This is a genomic window from Brucella pseudogrignonensis, assembly GCF_031454375.1.
In the GTDB taxonomy this organism is placed as follows: domain Bacteria; phylum Pseudomonadota; class Alphaproteobacteria; order Rhizobiales; family Rhizobiaceae; genus Brucella; species Brucella pseudogrignonensis_A.
This window is the reverse complement of sequence record NZ_JAVDQT010000009.1, coordinates 1-16,018: the sequence shown is the minus strand read 5'-3', so window position 1 is coordinate 16,018 and position 16,018 is coordinate 1. Positions and strand designations below refer to the sequence as shown.

The following is a 16,018-nucleotide window of genomic DNA, read 5'->3' as shown; positions in this document are numbered from 1 at the left end:
TTACGCCTGGTAAAACTGTTTTCGAACAATTCACTGCCACGGAGATGGGTGGTCTAGTGCGAAATGGAAATACGGGTTAAATCCTGGTGAAACTCGACAATAATCACGCATCTAACCAAATGTATTATTTGCGATAGAGCCTTCTCTCTTACCGAACGATAAGAATCCGGTAAGGATTCTGCAAATATTACCGCTCGGTATGTTTCGAGTTGAACTCGCCTAAATCTTACTGTACGGTAAGATGAAAAGGAGAAGGCGATTGTTAAAGTCAGCTGCAGATTTGGGGGCACTGGTTCGCGAGAAGCGAAAAGCTCTCGGCTGGACACAAACCGACCTGGCAGGCAGATGCGGCACCGGAGATCGCTTTATCATCGACCTGGAAAAAGGTAAGGCGACATGCCAACTCGGGAAGGCTCTGGTGGTAGCCCGTGAAGTCGGCATTAATATCATCGATGCAAATTCGCTTACAGTTAATCGGCAAACGTTACCAGAAGACAACGACGAATTGTCATTCGTGCCAAAATACTAAACGCCGAGGCCATTTGTAATGACAACTCTTTTTTATGAAGATTTTGCAGTTGGCGAGCTCCACTCCGAAGAGAACTTGAATTTCGCTTATCTGGACAAATGGGCAAGTCAAAAGTCGGCCTTCCCTCTCTCCGTGACCATGCCAACAAAAACGTCATCATATGGCTCTGATAAGATTCTGCCCTGGCTTGCTAACTTGATGCCGGAAAGCCATCTGAGTGAGATTCGTCAGCGGCTCAAGGTGTCACCGCAAGACATCGTCGGTGTGCTAGCTCACCTCGGAAGAGATACCGCTGGCGCAATATCAGTCGGCGCGCCGCGCAAAAGTGGGAGTACGAGTGTTACACCCATTCCAGATGAAGCAACACTGGAGAAGATAATCAAAGAGCTGCCAGAGAAGCCATTTTTGATTGGCACCGAAGGCGTATCCATGTCTCTGGCTGGAGTTCAAGACAAACTGCCGGTCTACATGCTCGATGATGGAATGCTTGGGGTACCAACTGAGGGGACACCATCAACGCATATTTTGAAACCTGATGTTCTGAAAACCCTGCTTCCTGCAAGCGTTCAGAACGAAGCTTTCTGCATGCGTCTCGCCAGGCATGCGGTCTTGATGTTGCGAACGTGACAACGGGAGTAGCAGGAAGTCGCTCGTATCTCCTCGTCGAACGCTATGACCGCATTCGAGACGGCAAAGGCTTCGTGCGCCGTATCCATCAAGAAGATTTCTGCCAGGTGCTGGGTTACTTTCCTGCTCAAAAATATGAACGCTCCAGGTTCGGCGGTCGGAATGGCCCAACGCTTGTCGACATGTTTAAAGCCGTTGAAGAGTTCATTTCGGCTGGTGAGCGCGAAAAATTCCTTGATGCCGTTATCTTCAATGTTTTGATCTGCAATACTGATGCTCACGCGAAGAATTACTCAATCCTGATTGGTCAAGGTGGATCAGCTAAATTGGCTCCGCTGTACGATCTGATGTGCACTTCCATCTACAAAAATGTAGATCAATCCCTGGCTCAGGCGATTGCTGGCATAGCGAATGCTAACGAGTTGCACGCAGCCGATTGGAAAGAATTGGCGACGCGTGTTAGCCTCAGTCCGGCTAAAACACTGCGCAGAGTGCAATCCTTGGCCAAGAGTGTACTAGAGCATGCTGAGATGGTCGCCAATGAAATAGCCGGGACACAAGTCGGGGGGCATGATCTCTTAAGCCGTGTCTCATATGAAGTCCAAAAGCGCGCGAAACGAATTCTTAGACAGTTAGACGAAGCAAATTAGAGTAGCTCGGCTCTGCTGAAGCGTGGGTCTACATCGCAAATATCCGCCTGCTCCATCCCCCGCATCGCAAGAGCATGATATAATTGCGTTATTATGAGTCAGGCTCTTAAAAGCGTAAGAAGCGGCCGCCATTTTCCTCTCGTACGACCGCCTTATTGGCAAATTCAGAAAATTAACGCGTCGCAATATCGGGGTTGATGCCCCGCTGAAATGCAGCTTGGCGGATATATTGTTCAATCGGGTTCATGTGATTTTCCCATTCAAAAAGCCGCCCAAAAGGACGGCGGCTAATCATCTTATATGCTGACAAAAATGTATCACGATATGATACATACATAAGGAGTTCAGTATGAACCGATCATACAAAGACAGCCAACGGAGACCCTCGCGAGTGGCAAATGCCCAACGGGTTTCCCGGCTGATTCAGTAAGAGTTGCGGTTCGTAAACTGACAATGATTGAGAGCACCGTAACAATTTATGACCTTCGTTCGCCGCCCGGCAATCGTTTAGAGGCTTTGAAGAAGGATAGCATTGGACAGCACTCAATTCGGATAAATGACCAGTGGCGCATCTGCTTTGTTTGGATTGGTGCTGGTGCTGAACAGGTCGAAATTGTAGATTACCACTGAAAGGAAAAGCCATGACCAGCATACTGCCTCCCGTGCATCCAGGCGAAATCCTTCGCGAGGAATACCTTATTCCACTCCATATGAGCACAGGAGCACTGGCCAAGCAGTTGAACGTACCTCGTACTCGAATCGAGCGCTTAGCAAACGAACAGACAGCCGTTACACCCGATACCGCATTGCGCCTCGCAAAGTTTTTTCGCACTACGCCGGAATTCTGGATGAATATGCAAGCAAGCTTTGACCTCAAGATTGAAGGCGATTTGGCTGCAATTCACGAGCTGGAAGCCGCATAATCAATGAGGGGCGACACAGTCTGCCCCTTATTCTTAGGGATACCGATTAGAGCCAGTCTTCATTTAAGTTCTCACCAACTTGGAGAGACAGATGAGACTGAGTTTTTTGATTACTACCTGCTTGTTACTAGGTGAGTTCCAGCTTGAAGTGCGACTTACAAATGATAACAATGGGTTATCCAATGCACCTATTCGCATATTGATCTGGATGAACGCCGTAAAATAGCGCGCTGGCGCACTGCAAAGCTTTTCGTTGACGTTATTGCTGAAAGGCTTGGAAGGCATCGCTCGACGATTTTTCGTGAACTGAAACGCAATCAGTTTCACGATGATGAAATCAAGGATTTAAACGGCTATTACTGTACGATTGCTGACCAGAAATGTCGTGAGCGGCGTTCGAAGCAACGCAAGCTCATCCGGTATGATGAGCTCCGGCAGTCCGTGATCGATCACATCAGCGGTGGATGGTCACCGCAACAGATTGCCGGGAGAATGCGACTGGTGCGCGATCCCGTTTCTGTCAGTCATGAAACGATCTATCAGTTTGTGTATTCCGCTGATGGTTGCAAAGAAGAGCTTTGAAAGTATCCTCCCGAACGTCGCGCCAAACGACGTCCACGTCATGCCCGTCGTCATCATGGACGCCACTTTCCCCCAGATCCGCGACAGGTCATCTGTTGGGCGCTGCTGGGGGGCTTGAGGCAATTTTCACAATTCTGGCGCTAAAGGATCAGGTTGCACTACCAACACACAACTTAGATAACCCGGATCCAGAAGCCAGTGGCTTCACCTTTGTATCAAACCAATCGCGCCAGATTGACACTGAATACGCAATATCCAACGGTTTTGGGTTTGGTGGGGTCAACGCCAGCGTAATTTTCAGACGTTGGTCCAGTAACAACAGCCGCTTAGATCCGGTATAAATTATCCGAGTTCAGGAAGAGCCAGTCAAGTATGCCACTATATTGGTGACTGGCTACTCTACTGCGTGCTTCCCTTCACAACGCCGAAATTATGGTAGTAGAACATTACCTTGTACGGCTAAGACCAGCTTTGATTAGCGGCGAGCACCATATGAGCAACGTTAATAGCGCAAGTCCCCCTGCTATCGGACGATCGACAAACGTTAGCCAATTGCCACCTGATTTCATCATTGAACTCAAAAAATTTTGCTCGAGGAGGGGGCCTAAAACAACTCCGAGAACAAACGGCGCAAGCGGAATGCGAAAGGCCTCAAATGCAAACCCGATAACACCAAACGCCAATGCCACACCGACGGCGCTCACTGTGTTTTCCATTGCAAATGCGCCAACCAGACAGAAGATAAATATTATCGGCATCAATATGCTAAGACGTACCATCAGCATCACGCGGCTCAGCCGTATCGCCACCCAACCAAGGGGAATAAGTAACAAATTAGCGAGAAAGAATGCGCCAAAGATTGCATATACGATAGCGGGGTTATTCAAAAAGATCGTCGGTCCAGGATTGACACCCTTCATGAACAAGACACCGATGATGATGGCTGCGATGGCATCACCGGGGATGCCGAAAACAAGCGACGGAATAAAACCACCGCTTACAGCAGCATTGTTGGCAGCACCCGCGGCAGCTAACCCCTCCGTTGATCCTTTACCGAACTTTTCTGGTTCACGTGCAAACCGCTTAGCCAGAGAATATGAAATCCAGGCCGCAATGTCTGCGCCAGCGCCGGGCAATATTCCGAGTATTGTTCCTAGAATATTTCCCTGAGCAACAGCCCGACGCTCTTTCCAGAGTAGTCTGGCCTGACCTTCGAACACACCTTTAATCGCCTTTTGTTCAAGACGAACCGTAGGCTCCTTACGAGCATAGTATCGAAAGACTTCGGCAATAGCAAAAAGTCCAATCATGATTGGAACAAGTGATAAACCGCCGATGAGGTTATGATTTCCAAATGTAAAACGTGGTACGCCGCTAATTGGGTCAATGCCAATGGTAGCGGTAAAAAGGCCAAGAGACAGGGATAGGACACCTTTAACCCGCGATGACGAAATCATGAAGGCAGTTGTCGTAAGGCCTAAAAGACAAAGCCAGAAATACTCGTAAGACGAAAAGCGCAACGCGATCATTGCCAATGGCGGTGCCAATGTGGCCAGAATGAGTGCACCGAAAAGACCACCTATCGCTGAGGCCAGAAGGCAAAGACCCATAGCGACATGGGTTTGCCCCTTTTTTGTCAATGAATGAGCGTCATCAGTATATGCTGCGGATGCAGGAGTTCCGGGCATGCGCAAGAGAACCGCCGGAATGTCTCCAGCAAACATTGCCATAGCGGCGGCCGTCACCATAGCTGCGATCGCTGGCACCGGGTCCATATAAAACGTGACGGGTACAAGTAGCGCAACTGCCATCGTAGCCGTGAGTCCGGGCAGCGCGCCCATGAAAAGCCCAAAAATGCCAGCGGCCAGCATAACAAGCATAACTTCAACACTGAACAAAAGACCGAGTCCTGCAATAACATTTTCCATTACAGGTACCTCCCCCAAGGACTAAGAAATCCAAGTGGCAGCGGAACGAGAAGAATTTTAGCAAAGACGACGTAAACTATAATGGATGTCGCTAGAGCTATTAGCAGTGCAGGAACAAGACTCACCCGGCCCAAGAGCAAAAGCGTGAACAAAATGAGCGGAGCCAAGATAAGAAAGCCGAAATGCTGAGAGTAAAAAACGTAAATTAATGCAGCTCCAAAGACGACAGCGGGCTTTGCAAAATTAGCTAAAGAGTATCGTTCACACTCTAACTCATCCATCGCTTGCCCGGACCCCACGAGAGCCAGCCATATTCCTGCAGCCGCTATAACAGTTCCCAACAAGAGCGGAAAAAAACCTGGTCCATAAGCTATACGTGTGGCGGCCAACGGCTGGGGTAATTGCATTGCTAAAATGACAACCAATATCCCAAGCAGCGCAAACCCTGCACCCACCAATCTCTGCGTCATATTTGAATCCTTATTCACCATACGCCATTGCCGACGCATCGCGCCGGCAGCTGTATCTGGTTAGGGAGCCGATTGTTACTTCCCAGCAACGGCTTTCAGCACGACTTCAGTTTCTTTGTAATGATCACCGAGAAATGTCGTAAAATCAGCGCTGTTGAGATAAGTGACGCCGAACCCACGGTTTTGCATCCCTTTTAGGAAGGTTTCGGATTCGACAGCTTTAGCGACCGCTTGCTCCAGTTTGGCAACGACATTAGGATCAAGACCAGCCGGTCCAGCAATCCCGCGCCAGGTTCCTCCCATATAGCTCGTACCAATAGCCTCTTTGACCGTGGGAATTGCATCGTTAATTGGCAAGCGCTCTGCACTCATCACGGCAAGTGTTTTTACAATTCCGGCATCGGCCATCGAGGTCACTTCTGGCACTGAACACAGGACAATATCAATGCCACCTGAAGCGAGTTCCTGAAGTGCTGCGCCTGAACCCTGAGAAGGGATCAATTTAATCTGGCTAACATCGACACCCTCTCCAAGCAGCATCGAGACAAATGGAATATCCCAACTTGCATTGCATGTTCCACCACACGAGATGTTAAAGGAGGAAGGATTGTCTTTAATGGCAGCGACGAGCGAGCGCAGATCCTGGTATTGAGAGTCGCCAGCAACGTGGATCGCTGAAGGGTCCGCATTGAATTGAGCAATGGGTGTGAAGTCATCTGCTTTGAAATCGGCTTGCCCTAGCATAGAAAATTGAGCAATTGGCGAAAGTTGGCCTAGTGTATAACCGTCTGGCGCTGAATTTTTATAAGCTGTATAGCCGACGATACCCGATGCTTGAGCTTGATTGACAACGGTGAAGGGCTGTCCCAGGGTGCGCTCAAGCTCAGCAGCCATTAAGCGAAATGTGTAATCTGATCCGCCGCCGGCACCTGCCACTACCACGAGTTGAACTGGCCGGGTTGGCCATTCTTGTGAATAAACTGGGTTGGACAATATAGCGGTTGCTACAAAACCGGATGCTAATGCTTTTGACGAAATCAGTTTAAACATAATTTTCCTCCCACGGAATTCAGGTTGTAATGACAGATACGTCAGCCATCACGAAATTTGTAAACGAGATTAGAACAGTAGGCAGGTCGCACGGCATTGCCCCACACAACCGTAACAAGGCGTGAATGGGCGTTCAGAGTGAACGCCCATGTATGACATTAAGCTTCTTCGTATTTCAGTACATTCTTGAGTTCGCGTTTGATGTTTTCCAACTGCACGGCCGATGTTTGCGGCATTGGCATGCGTGGAAGACCAGCTTCAGTGCCTTGCAGTGCAATAACTGTCTTGATGTTGGCCGGCAGGTTGTCCGCGGAAATCGTGTTCCAGAAGCGAAGCAGCGCTTCATGAATTTCCTTTGCGCGCTTATGATCACCGCGCTGCACTGCATTCCACAATGCTATGCAAACCCCTGGCACAGCTGCTGGATTAGCTGCGATAGTTCCATGGCAGCCAAGCGCAAAAGAAGGATAGAGCAAGGCATCAACAGCTGTATAAATTTTACAGCCTGCAGGAATGCCAAGCATCAGATCAGCCATTAGCTTCAAATCGCCTGCACTCTGCTTTACGCCCTGAACGCCGGGCAGTTCTTTCATGAGACGAATGAGCAGTGCCGGGCTTAGATAGTTCCATGGAACGACGTTATAGATGATGACGGGAACGTCAGTCGCTTCAGTGAGTGCTTTGAAATGTGCAAATGTAGCTTCTTCATCCGGCTTGAAAACGTAGTGAACAGGTGTCACCTGAAGCCCCTGTACCGACAGGTGTGAGATTGCCTGGGCGCGGCGGATCGCATCGCGTGTAGAGTTAGCAATAATTCCTGCAAGCACCGGAATACGACCATCGACTTCTTCGACAGTAATTTCCATAAGGCGTGCGAATTCTTCAACAGTAAGCGTATGACCTTCGCCCGAGCTTCCGCCAACGCAAACCCCATGGACCTTCTTGTCGAGGTTAAATTTTACGATATTGCGGAATGCGGCTTCGTCGATTTCTCCATCAGCGGTGAACGGTGTGACGATTGGTGGAATGATGCCATTGATGTTTTCTAGATTCATAACTTTTTCCCAAGGTTTGACCATTCAGGTCTGTTTCATCAAGGCGCACGAAAGGGTTCGCCCATTCTCGTGACGACGTGAATCTTTATTACTTTGTTTGTTGCTAGTGATCGCTGTTACAAACTGTTTGCCAGCGCACGCATCCAAATAGCTACGGCCACAGCTCCTCCATCTGGAACCCCAAGTGCACGTTCGCCCAAATAACTTGCCCGTCCAAGTCGCGGCATCATAGCCGCCGTAGCTTTTGCACCGACTTCAGCTGCTTGAGCTGCATCGTGCCACGCGTCTTTAGCAGTCGATGACGCTGCAGCTGAATCAAGCGCATCTCTGGCAGGTAAAAGAGCATCAAGCATCGTGCGGTCGCCTGCCTTGGCGCCCCCAATTTCACTGACCGCGGCGGTTGCTATACGGAGTGCCTCTTTATAATCAGGAACCCCGGACACAGCATCCAAGCCAAGTGAACGGCCAGCGCGTGTCAATGCAATTGCGTAAAATGGTCCGGAACTCCCTGCGATGGCACGGCGTACATCATTGCCCAGTGTAATCAAAGCGTTTGCGGGATCTGCCCATAACGCCTCAGGCACATCACGAATCGCTTGTGCGCCACGCACCATACTCGCTCCGAGATCGCCGTCGCCTGCTTTGCTGTCAAGATCTGTCAATTCAGGTTCGGCCTGTTCGAGCGCATCAGCGATTGAAAGTGCAATGGCTTGAACAGTCTTAGCATCATATCGCACCGACGATACCGCAAGCGTTTGAACTGCCTGTTGGGCCGACATACGCGTGACATTAAGTTGCTTTGGAACATTTCCACCGCGAGGCCAGGCACTCGCATCGGTTTCATGATCTAAACCAAGGAGTGTTGCATCATCAACTTCCAACAGCGAAATCGAACAGCCTGCCATTTCAATCGCAGTCAGAAAGTTCCCGCTCCACGCTCTTTCCACTTCAATGTTCAGCTCACGTAGCCTCGCAAGTGCGCGCCGTGAAACAATAGCCAACTCCATAGGCGGCGTGGAACCAAGGCCATTCACGAGCAAAACAACGCGCGCACCAGCATGTATCTTGCGATCAGCAACAATGGTGTCAATCAAACGCTCTGTGAGCTGGTCTGCGGCCATGATGCTGACACGCTCTACACCTTTTTCACCATGGATCCCAAGACCAAGTTCTATCTCCTGTTCGCCAAGTTCAAAACTCGGCTTTCCTGCAGCTGGAATGGTACACGAACCAAGTGCGACACCCATTGTACCAATACGTTCCGCCGCACGTCGCGCAATGTCGGCAACCTCAGCAAGTGATTTTCCCGATGCAGCTGCTGCACCAGCAATCTTATGAATAAAGACGGTTCCAGCGATACCGCGTCTGCGCTCGTCAGGAACTATGCCTGCAAGCGCCACATCATCGGCGACGACAACGAGTTCGGTGGGAATACCTTCAAGTGCTGCAAGCTCTCCAGCCAGGCCGAAATTCAAGCGATCACCCGTGTAGTTTTTCACGATAAGAAGAGCACCCTGCGGACCAGCACTTGCCCGGATAGCTGCCAGAACGGCGTCTGCACTTGGGGATGTAAATATCTCGCCTGTGACGGCCGCAGTTAACATGCCTTCACCGACATAACCTGCATGAGCAGGTTCGTGACCCGCACCTCCTCCGGAGATTAACGCAACCTTACGCTGAACCGGATCAGGTAAACTGGACTGTATCACCACATTTTCGCTGTCCAACAGTGACAAGTTTGCATTAATCCCGACCAAACCTTCCAACATTTCGCGGACGATATCCGCCGGGCGGTTGATAATTTTTTTCACTTTTCTCTCCCAGATAGTCCATTCACCAAGATTTTCATAAGCCGGGAACAACACTGATCAATCAGAGCAATACTCGTGTCGCCCAAAGCCTCAAATCCTATATTTTCTTTAAAAACTCCTCGAGACGACCTGCTCCTTCGGCAATGAGCGCCGGGTCCACTGCAAAGCAAACGCGCAAGAATGCTTCTCCACCCGGCCCAAAGGCGGAGCCTGGCGCGACTCCTACGCTCGCCTCACGCAAAATACGTCTTGCCATATCGTAGCCGTTGTTCATGCCATGCACCGAAAAGAAGAAGTAAAATGTTCCTTCAGGCCAAAACACACGTACATTCGGGAGCTTATCAAGTGTGGAACATATGATCTCGCGCCCCTTCGCAGAACGTGCAACCAGCTCCTTTATGAAGCTGTCTCCATGATCGAGTGCAGCGACTGCTGCATGCTGACTAAAGGTTGACACGCTTGTTGTGTTGTATTGACTGAGATTGTCGAAGATCGTCGACATGCCCTCAGGATATATAATCCAACCAACCCGCCAACCCGTCATGCACCAATTTTTGGAAAAGGTGTTGGTTATCAGCAGCCTGTCCGTCGGCTCCGTCAGCTCCAAAAATGATGGTGCCAGGCTACCATCATAAGTGAAGTGTGAATAAACTTCGTCAGAAACGATCCACAGTCCGCGTTCGCGTGCGAAATCCCGAACTGCAATCATTTGCTCACGCGGCATGATCCAACCAGTTGGATTGGAAGGCGAGTTGATTGCAATAACTTTCGTGCGCGGCGTCACAGCAGCAAACAGATCGTCAAGATCGAGCAGGAACCCGCCCTGCTCTTTAGTCCGATATGGAACAGGAACGACCTTCCCTCCGAGTATGCCGACAATCTCTATGAGATTAGGCCACGCTGGGACGGGCACAATCACCTCATCTCCAGGGCTTAGAATAGCCTGGAAAGCTTGCATAATGGCCTGAACACCACCAGCAGTAGCACTAAAGCGATTTGGATTGACATCAACATTCCAATGTCGCTTGTGATAACGCGCAAGCGCATCGCGAAGCGCGGGGACACCCAATGCATAGGTGTACCGTGTCTGGCCATTTTCGAGCGCATTGATGGCAGCCTCACGAATAAAAGCCGGAGTGGGAAGGTCCCCTTCTCCAATCCAGAGTTTAATGACATCCGGATCCTCGCGCGCAAGATCAGCAATGTCGCAAATCTGGTTCAGCTCTATTTTGTTGATCCGAGCTGGAGTTCCTGCAACCGGCCAGTTCGCTGCCTGAAAATTCATTATTATCGCTCCTGACGACAGCCTTCAGCACGGAACACATCCTATGCGAAGTTGTACCCCTCATTTGTTTTTCAACCCAGAAAGCCAAGGCTGCTCCTCTAGCCCCAGCAATGCAGCTTCTCTACTGTCATTATTCCACAATTCGGAATATGTATTTCTATGCGTCAGTAAAATAAAAAAATATGAAATAGTCAACACCGTTATTGCCTATCTATCAATTTTGTGCGTTTATTACTTTGCTACAAATATATATTCCGAATAACGGAATAAGGGAGAACAAAATGAAAAAAATCATGAAGCTCTTTATAGGTGCACTTGTCGCAACCAGCATCGCAACATTGTCAGTGGCAGCAGCGGAAGACCCTCGCGGAACGTTGGGTGACATTCTAAAGGCCAAGAAGATTGTTATCATGAACGATCTATCTGCAGCGCCGTGGCAATTTCGCGATGCCAATGGCAATGCTGCTGGCTTTTCAATCGATCTTGATCGCCTGATTGCTGCGAAGCTTGATGTTGATCTGGAGATGCGCAACGTAGAATGGGCGGGGCTCATTCCTGGCTTGCTCAGCCGCAAGTCAGATATTCTGGCAACCAGCATGTCCACAACATTTAAACGTGCACAACAGGTAATGTTTACGCGTAACAATTGGTATGAAACGGGCGTCGTCGCGATTGTTCAGCCTGAAAACAAAGATCAGTCGTGGGAAGACCTCAATCAGCCGGGACAAAAAATTGCCGTCAAAGCAGGTACAAACGCTGTTGATGCTGCCAAACAATTTTTCCCGAAGGCAGAATTGCAAACCTACCCAAATGACGTTGATACCTATCAGGCACTTAAGACAGGCCGAGTAAATGCAATCCTTAATGATCTCGCAGTACTTGGCATTGTCAAACCTGAATATGGATTTGAAGCTCTCTCAGAGCCGCGCCAACTCATAACCGCAGACACGTGGGGCTTTGCCGTTCGCCCCGGTGATTTTTATACACAACAATACCTCGATTTCTTTCTGACCAAGATCGCCGAGAGTGGCGAACTCGCTGCACTTAAGAAATATTGGGTGGAAGGAGACGCTTGGAAAAAGGACTTCCTTGAAAAAAATAACGGCGTATCAGATGACCGTAAAGCTCTCGTGGAACTCCTTGGTATCAGCGCCTATGTCCCTGAAAGCGGCGATGGAAGCCGTATGACACTCCAATAAGCCCCCTCATAGGCGACGTGTCTCACTACATGTCGCCATAGGAAAATTTCAGTTTATCGGCTTTTGGGAGGCTAATTTGGCATATTTCGAGGCGCGCGACGTTGGTTTGCACTTCAATCAGTTCCATGCCTTGCGCAATATCTCTCTCTCGCTCGAAAAGTCCAACGTTCTGGTGATATGTGGACCATCGGGATCTGGGAAGAGCACATTCATTCGCGCGATTAACCGGCTTGCACCGAAGCTTTCGGACGGAATGATGCTTCTTGAAGGCGAAGATTTATCTACTATGCGAGCTAAAAATCTGCATCGCAGAATTGGCATGGTATTTCAAAGGTTCAATCTGTTCCAACATCTGACCGTTGCAGAGAATATTTCGCTCCCGCAACGCCGCGTATTACGCCGCGGTCGCAGTGAAGCACATGCGCGCGCGATCGCCCTCCTAGAACGCGTTGGGCTGGCTGACAAAGCTCGATCCTATCCGGTTCAGCTCTCAGGGGGACAACAGCAACGGGTAGCAATTTGTCGGGCACTGGCAATGGACCCCGAAATGCTGCTTTTTGACGAACCAACCTCTGCATTAGATCCTGAAATGGTCGGAGAAGTGCTTCAGGTGATGCGCGAACTGGCTCATTCGGGGATGACTATGATTATAGTGACGCATGAAATGGGCTTTGCGCGCGAAATAGCAAATGAAATTGCGTTTTTGGAACAAGGTCAACTGGTGGAAATAGCCCCGCCGGAAAAGTTCTTTTCAAATCCGGCCGAGCAACGCACGCGTAACTTTCTTGATCAAATTTTAAGGCACTAGGAGAATTAAAATGTTTTCTGACGCCTACGATCTATTTCTGCAATATCAGGACACCTACCTCACAGGTGTTAAAAACGCACTTTCCGCAGCCTCATTGGGGCTAGCATTTGCGCTGATTATTGGCATCTTTGCGGGTATATCACGGTTCAAAAGTACCAATTTCATTGGTCGCATCATTGCGGTGTATGTATCGATTGTACGGAATACTCCACTTCTGGTACAAGTCTACTTCATCTATTTTGGACTACCAGCTTGTGGCATTACACTCAGCGCATTCTGGACCGGAGTTATCGCACTCACATTTAACTCAGGCGCTTATATTGCGGAAATGGTACGCGGCGGATTAAACGCGCTTCCTAAAGGCCAAAGTGAAGCTGCATCAGCGCTTGGGCTAAATCAGCATATGACGCTTCACAAGGTATTATTGCCTCAGGCTGCTCCAGTAATTCTACCAGCAGTGACAGGCCAATTCGTTCAGCTGATCAAAGATACATCACTACTCTATACGATTGCGGTTCTAGAAATCACAAAAGCTGCCGATGATGTCGCAAACGAAAGCTACCAGTTTTTGCCCGCATATCTTGTGAGCTGCGTTCTTTACATAATCATCTGCGTGATGCTGAACGTTTTGGTGGACGTTTACGAAAACCGCGCAGGTTTCTCCAGACATAAGCGAGCATGAGCATGGTACATCTTATTTCGATATCAGGTGACGCGCTGGCTCTTATACTAACAGGTCTGCCAATCGTTCTTTACCTGATGATCGCTTCTTTTTTTCCAGCCCTTGGACTTGGCATCATTGGCGGGGTACTGGCGACATCGCCATGGCGGTTGGTTCGCCTGATCGTCACTATCTACGTATACATTTTTCGAAGCACACCGTTCTTGATGTTTATATTTCTCGTCTATTATGGTCTGCCTGAATTCGGCATCGATATCGGCCACATTACGACTGCCGTGATAGCATTGTCTCTCTCTCACGGTGCCTATATGACCGAAATCATCAAGGGCGGGTTACGCGGTCTTGACAAAGGTCAAAACGAGGCGGCCATAGCGCTCGGATTCAATCTGTTTCAGCGGCTTAAGGACATTACACTTCCTCAAACACTTATGGCGATCATTCCATCCTTATTAGGACAAAGCATCCTGATTATCAAAGATACATCACTTGTATCCGTCGTTGGGATCAGCGAAATCACCAAGCTCGCACGCGAAGTTGTGATCCGAACAAACGAACCCTTTGTTATTTTCGGAGTTCTGGCATTGATATATTTTGGTGTTTGCTTTGTGCTGGAAAGAGTTGCAGGAAAATTAGAAAAGCGCGCGCGATTGATTTTAGCAGGAAGATAGATTTGGACAAAGCTATGACAGAAAATGACACAGATACTCATAATGCCGACAGCAGCGAAAGCCGCGAAACAGGTGCAAAATCATTACGCAAAATGGCACTTGTGCTTGATAGCTTTACAAGGAAACAACCTTCACTAACGGTTGGTGAGATCGCCGGTGCGACAGGACTTCCCAAAACAACCGTACACCGGATCGTCGCTTCTCTTCGGGATGTGGGCCTTCTTGATCAGGACGGCCGCAGGCAAGGCTATCGGCTCGGAATGAAAATGTTTCATTATGGCAGCAGTGTTCTCGATAGCCTCGATACAGCTACTCGTGCGCACCCACATATTGCCCGGCTCCAGCAGTTGACCGGAGAGATCATACATTTTCACATGTTTGATGGGCATCAAATGGTCTGTGTCGAACGAGAGGAAATGATCGCCTCAAGTCTGACGACGCTCAGCGCCGCACCGACATATTGTACAAGCGTTGGAAAAGCTTTTCTTGCTTTTCAGAACGAGCAGCTGGTTAGAAAAATCGCGAGCGAGGGGTTACACAGCTATACGGCCAATACCATTACTAACCTGGACACGCTCTTGCAAGATTTGGAACGTATTCGGGCAAGGGGGTATTCGGTCGACGACGAAGAAATCGAGGTTGGCGTGCGTTGCATCGGAGCACCAGTGCGCGACTCGACCCGACGCGTCTTTGCAGCTGTGAGTGTGTCCGGTCCAGCTGAACGCATGCCAGACGCCAGACTTGCAGGACTTGCACCCACCGTTATTCAGATTGCCAACGATATTTCAACATCGCTTACAGAGTAGCTATTTTGATGGCTGGAGAACAAGCTATGTCGATACGATCCAAAATGTCAGCCAATGCGCGTCAAGCAGCTGCTGAAACTGTCATCGAAATCAGGAACATGCACAAGTGGTATGGCGAGTTCCACGTGCTGAGTGACATAAATCTCAAAGTTATGCGTGGCGAACGTATTGTCGTGGCTGGCCCATCAGGTTCAGGCAAATCAACTATGATCCGTTGCGTCAATCGTCTGGAAGAGCACCAGAGAGGTCAGATCATTGTCGACGGCATCGAACTGACCAACGATCTCAAAAACATCGATGAAGTGCGCCGTGAAGTTGGCATGGTGTTCCAGCACTTCAACCTCTTCCCACATCTGACCATTTTGGAAAACTGCACGCTTGCCCCGATCTGGGTGCGTAAAATGCCAAAGAAGCAGGCCGAAGAAATCGCCATGCACTATCTGAAGCGCGTGAAAATTCCGGAACAGGCCAATAAATATCCGGGCCAGCTCTCCGGTGGTCAGCAGCAGCGCGTAGCTATTGCCCGTGCTCTCTGCATGAATCCAAAAGTCATGCTGTTTGATGAGCCGACTTCGGCACTTGACCCGGAAATGGTCAAGGAAGTGCTCGACACTATGGTCAACCTTGCTGATGAAGGCATGACCATGATCTGTGTGACGCATGAAATGGGTTTTGCGCGCCAGGTCGCAAACCGCGTGATCTTCATGGATCAGGGGCAAATCGTCGAACAAAACGCACCAGTCGAGTTCTTCGATAACCCGCAGCACGAACGCACCAAGCTGTTTCTACAGCAGATATTACACTAATTTGAGAGGCAGCACTCATGAAATTTCTTCGCTATGGCGAAACTGGTCAGGAAAAGCCGGGCCTTCTCGATGCAGACGGCAATATCCGTGATCTTTCCGCGCATGTCAGCGATCTGTCGGGTGCCGTTCTCAGCCCTGA

At 49.4% G+C, this 16,018-nt stretch carries 14 protein-coding genes and 5 pseudogenes; 13 read left to right on the top strand and 6 right to left on the bottom strand.

Features of this window, described 5'->3' with window-relative positions:
* Positions 1 to 259 precede the first annotated feature (259 nt).
* The 6 genes and pseudogenes from J2782_RS19290 to J2782_RS19260 all read left to right on the top strand — a co-directional run.
* Positions 260 to 529: a helix-turn-helix domain-containing protein gene (locus tag J2782_RS19290; RefSeq protein ID WP_310015518.1), complete on the top strand. Its 270-nt coding sequence runs from the start codon at positions 260 to 262 to the stop codon at positions 527 to 529.
* Positions 530 to 547: 18 nt separating this feature from the next.
* Positions 548 to 1,806, top strand: a pseudogene (locus tag J2782_RS22905) (HipA domain-containing protein).
* A gap of 349 nt (positions 1,807 to 2,155) precedes the next feature.
* Positions 2,156 to 2,436: pseudogene (locus J2782_RS22900) on the top strand (type II toxin-antitoxin system RelE/ParE family toxin).
* 11 nt (positions 2,437 to 2,447) lie between these two features.
* Positions 2,448 to 2,729, top strand: coding sequence for a HigA family addiction module antitoxin (locus tag J2782_RS19270; protein WP_310015513.1), 282 nt, complete (start codon positions 2,448 to 2,450; stop codon positions 2,727 to 2,729).
* Between the two features lie 177 nt (positions 2,730 to 2,906).
* A pseudogene (locus J2782_RS19265) lies at positions 2,907 to 3,389 on the top strand (transposase); the annotation flags it as partial.
* Positions 3,386 to 3,652: pseudogene (locus tag J2782_RS19260) on the top strand (beta-ketoacyl-[acyl-carrier-protein] synthase II); the annotation flags it as partial. The pseudogenes J2782_RS19265 and J2782_RS19260, both read left to right, overlap by 4 nt.
* Positions 3,653 to 3,757: 105 nt before the next feature.
* Here the strand turns inward: J2782_RS19260 and J2782_RS19255 are convergent.
* The 6 genes from J2782_RS19255 to J2782_RS19230 form a co-directional block, all read right to left on the bottom strand.
* On the bottom strand, positions 3,758 to 5,239 hold the full coding sequence (locus J2782_RS19255) for a tripartite tricarboxylate transporter permease (protein ID WP_310015512.1): 1,482 nt from the start codon (positions 5,237 to 5,239) through the stop codon (positions 3,758 to 3,760).
* Positions 5,239 to 5,730 carry a tripartite tricarboxylate transporter TctB family protein gene (locus J2782_RS19250; RefSeq protein WP_310015510.1) on the bottom strand — a complete coding sequence of 164 codons (492 nt, stop codon included), beginning with the start codon at positions 5,728 to 5,730 and terminating at the stop codon, positions 5,239 to 5,241. Before J2782_RS19250 ends, J2782_RS19255 begins: the two co-directional genes overlap by 1 nt.
* A gap of 54 nt (positions 5,731 to 5,784) precedes the next feature.
* Positions 5,785 to 6,759, bottom strand: coding sequence for a tripartite tricarboxylate transporter substrate binding protein (locus tag J2782_RS19245; protein WP_310015508.1), 975 nt, complete (start codon positions 6,757 to 6,759; stop codon positions 5,785 to 5,787).
* Positions 6,760 to 6,917: 158 nt separating this feature from the next.
* Complete coding sequence (locus tag J2782_RS19240; protein WP_310015507.1) at positions 6,918 to 7,814, bottom strand: dihydrodipicolinate synthase family protein; 897 nt, start codon at positions 7,812 to 7,814, stop codon at positions 6,918 to 6,920.
* A gap of 116 nt (positions 7,815 to 7,930) precedes the next feature.
* Positions 7,931 to 9,625 (bottom strand): dihydroxyacetone kinase family protein, encoded by a 1,695-nt coding sequence (locus J2782_RS19235; protein ID WP_310015505.1) that lies wholly within the window; start codon positions 9,623 to 9,625, stop codon positions 7,931 to 7,933.
* A 97-nt stretch (positions 9,626 to 9,722) separates the two neighbouring features.
* Complete coding sequence (locus J2782_RS19230; protein WP_310015503.1) at positions 9,723 to 10,910, bottom strand: pyridoxal phosphate-dependent aminotransferase; 1,188 nt, start codon at positions 10,908 to 10,910, stop codon at positions 9,723 to 9,725.
* A gap of 281 nt (positions 10,911 to 11,191) precedes the next feature.
* Between J2782_RS19230 and J2782_RS19225 the strand changes: the two genes are divergently transcribed.
* The 7 genes and pseudogenes from J2782_RS19225 to J2782_RS19195 form a co-directional block, all read left to right on the top strand.
* Entirely contained in the window at positions 11,192 to 12,109 is a 918-nt protein-coding gene (locus tag J2782_RS19225; RefSeq protein ID WP_310015501.1) for a substrate-binding periplasmic protein, read from the top strand.
* 76 nt (positions 12,110 to 12,185) lie between these two features.
* Positions 12,186 to 12,917 carry an amino acid ABC transporter ATP-binding protein gene (locus tag J2782_RS19220; protein WP_310015498.1) on the top strand — a complete coding sequence of 244 codons (732 nt, stop codon included), beginning with the start codon at positions 12,186 to 12,188 and terminating at the stop codon, positions 12,915 to 12,917.
* Positions 12,918 to 12,927: 10 nt separating this feature from the next.
* Positions 12,928 to 13,599 carry an amino acid ABC transporter permease gene (locus J2782_RS19215; protein ID WP_310015496.1) on the top strand — a complete coding sequence of 224 codons (672 nt, stop codon included), beginning with the start codon at positions 12,928 to 12,930 and terminating at the stop codon, positions 13,597 to 13,599.
* A 2-nt stretch (positions 13,600 to 13,601) separates the two neighbouring features.
* Positions 13,602 to 14,267, top strand: coding sequence for an amino acid ABC transporter permease (locus tag J2782_RS19210; protein WP_310015494.1), 666 nt, complete (start codon positions 13,602 to 13,604; stop codon positions 14,265 to 14,267).
* Between the two features lie 14 nt (positions 14,268 to 14,281).
* The gene (locus J2782_RS19205; RefSeq protein ID WP_310015492.1) at positions 14,282 to 15,073 is read left to right on the top strand and encodes an IclR family transcriptional regulator; all 792 of its coding nucleotides are present in this window, start codon (positions 14,282 to 14,284) and stop codon (positions 15,071 to 15,073) included.
* A 44-nt stretch (positions 15,074 to 15,117) separates the two neighbouring features.
* Entirely contained in the window at positions 15,118 to 15,879 is a 762-nt protein-coding gene (locus tag J2782_RS19200; RefSeq protein WP_404989682.1) for an amino acid ABC transporter ATP-binding protein, read from the top strand.
* 17 nt (positions 15,880 to 15,896) lie between these two features.
* Positions 15,897 to 16,018, top strand: a pseudogene (locus J2782_RS19195) (2-hydroxyhepta-2,4-diene-1,7-dioate isomerase); the annotation flags it as partial.

What these genes read in the sequence shown, in the direction of transcription:
- J2782_RS19270 (WP_310015513.1), top strand. Translation starts at nt 2,448, where the DNA reads ATGACCAGCATACTGCCTCCCGTGCATCCAGGCGAAATCCTTCGCGAG.
- J2782_RS19255 (WP_310015512.1), bottom strand. Translation starts at nt 5,239, where the DNA reads ATGGAAAATGTTATTGCAGGACTCGGTCTTTTGTTCAGTGTTGAAGTT.
- J2782_RS19250 (WP_310015510.1), bottom strand. Translation starts at nt 5,730, where the DNA reads ATGGTGAATAAGGATTCAAATATGACGCAGAGATTGGTGGGTGCAGGG.
- J2782_RS19245 (WP_310015508.1), bottom strand. Translation starts at nt 6,759, where the DNA reads ATGTTTAAACTGATTTCGTCAAAAGCATTAGCATCCGGTTTTGTAGCA.
- J2782_RS19240 (WP_310015507.1), bottom strand. Translation starts at nt 7,814, where the DNA reads ATGAATCTAGAAAACATCAATGGCATCATTCCACCAATCGTCACACCG.
- J2782_RS19230 (WP_310015503.1), bottom strand. Translation starts at nt 10,910, where the DNA reads ATGAATTTTCAGGCAGCGAACTGGCCGGTTGCAGGAACTCCAGCTCGG.
- J2782_RS19225 (WP_310015501.1), top strand. Translation starts at nt 11,192, where the DNA reads ATGAAAAAAATCATGAAGCTCTTTATAGGTGCACTTGTCGCAACCAGC.
- J2782_RS19215 (WP_310015496.1), top strand. Translation starts at nt 12,928, where the DNA reads ATGTTTTCTGACGCCTACGATCTATTTCTGCAATATCAGGACACCTAC.
- J2782_RS19210 (WP_310015494.1), top strand. Translation starts at nt 13,602, where the DNA reads ATGGTACATCTTATTTCGATATCAGGTGACGCGCTGGCTCTTATACTA.
- J2782_RS19205 (WP_310015492.1), top strand. Translation starts at nt 14,282, where the DNA reads ATGACAGAAAATGACACAGATACTCATAATGCCGACAGCAGCGAAAGC.
- J2782_RS19200 (WP_404989682.1), top strand. Translation starts at nt 15,118, where the DNA reads ATGTCAGCCAATGCGCGTCAAGCAGCTGCTGAAACTGTCATCGAAATC.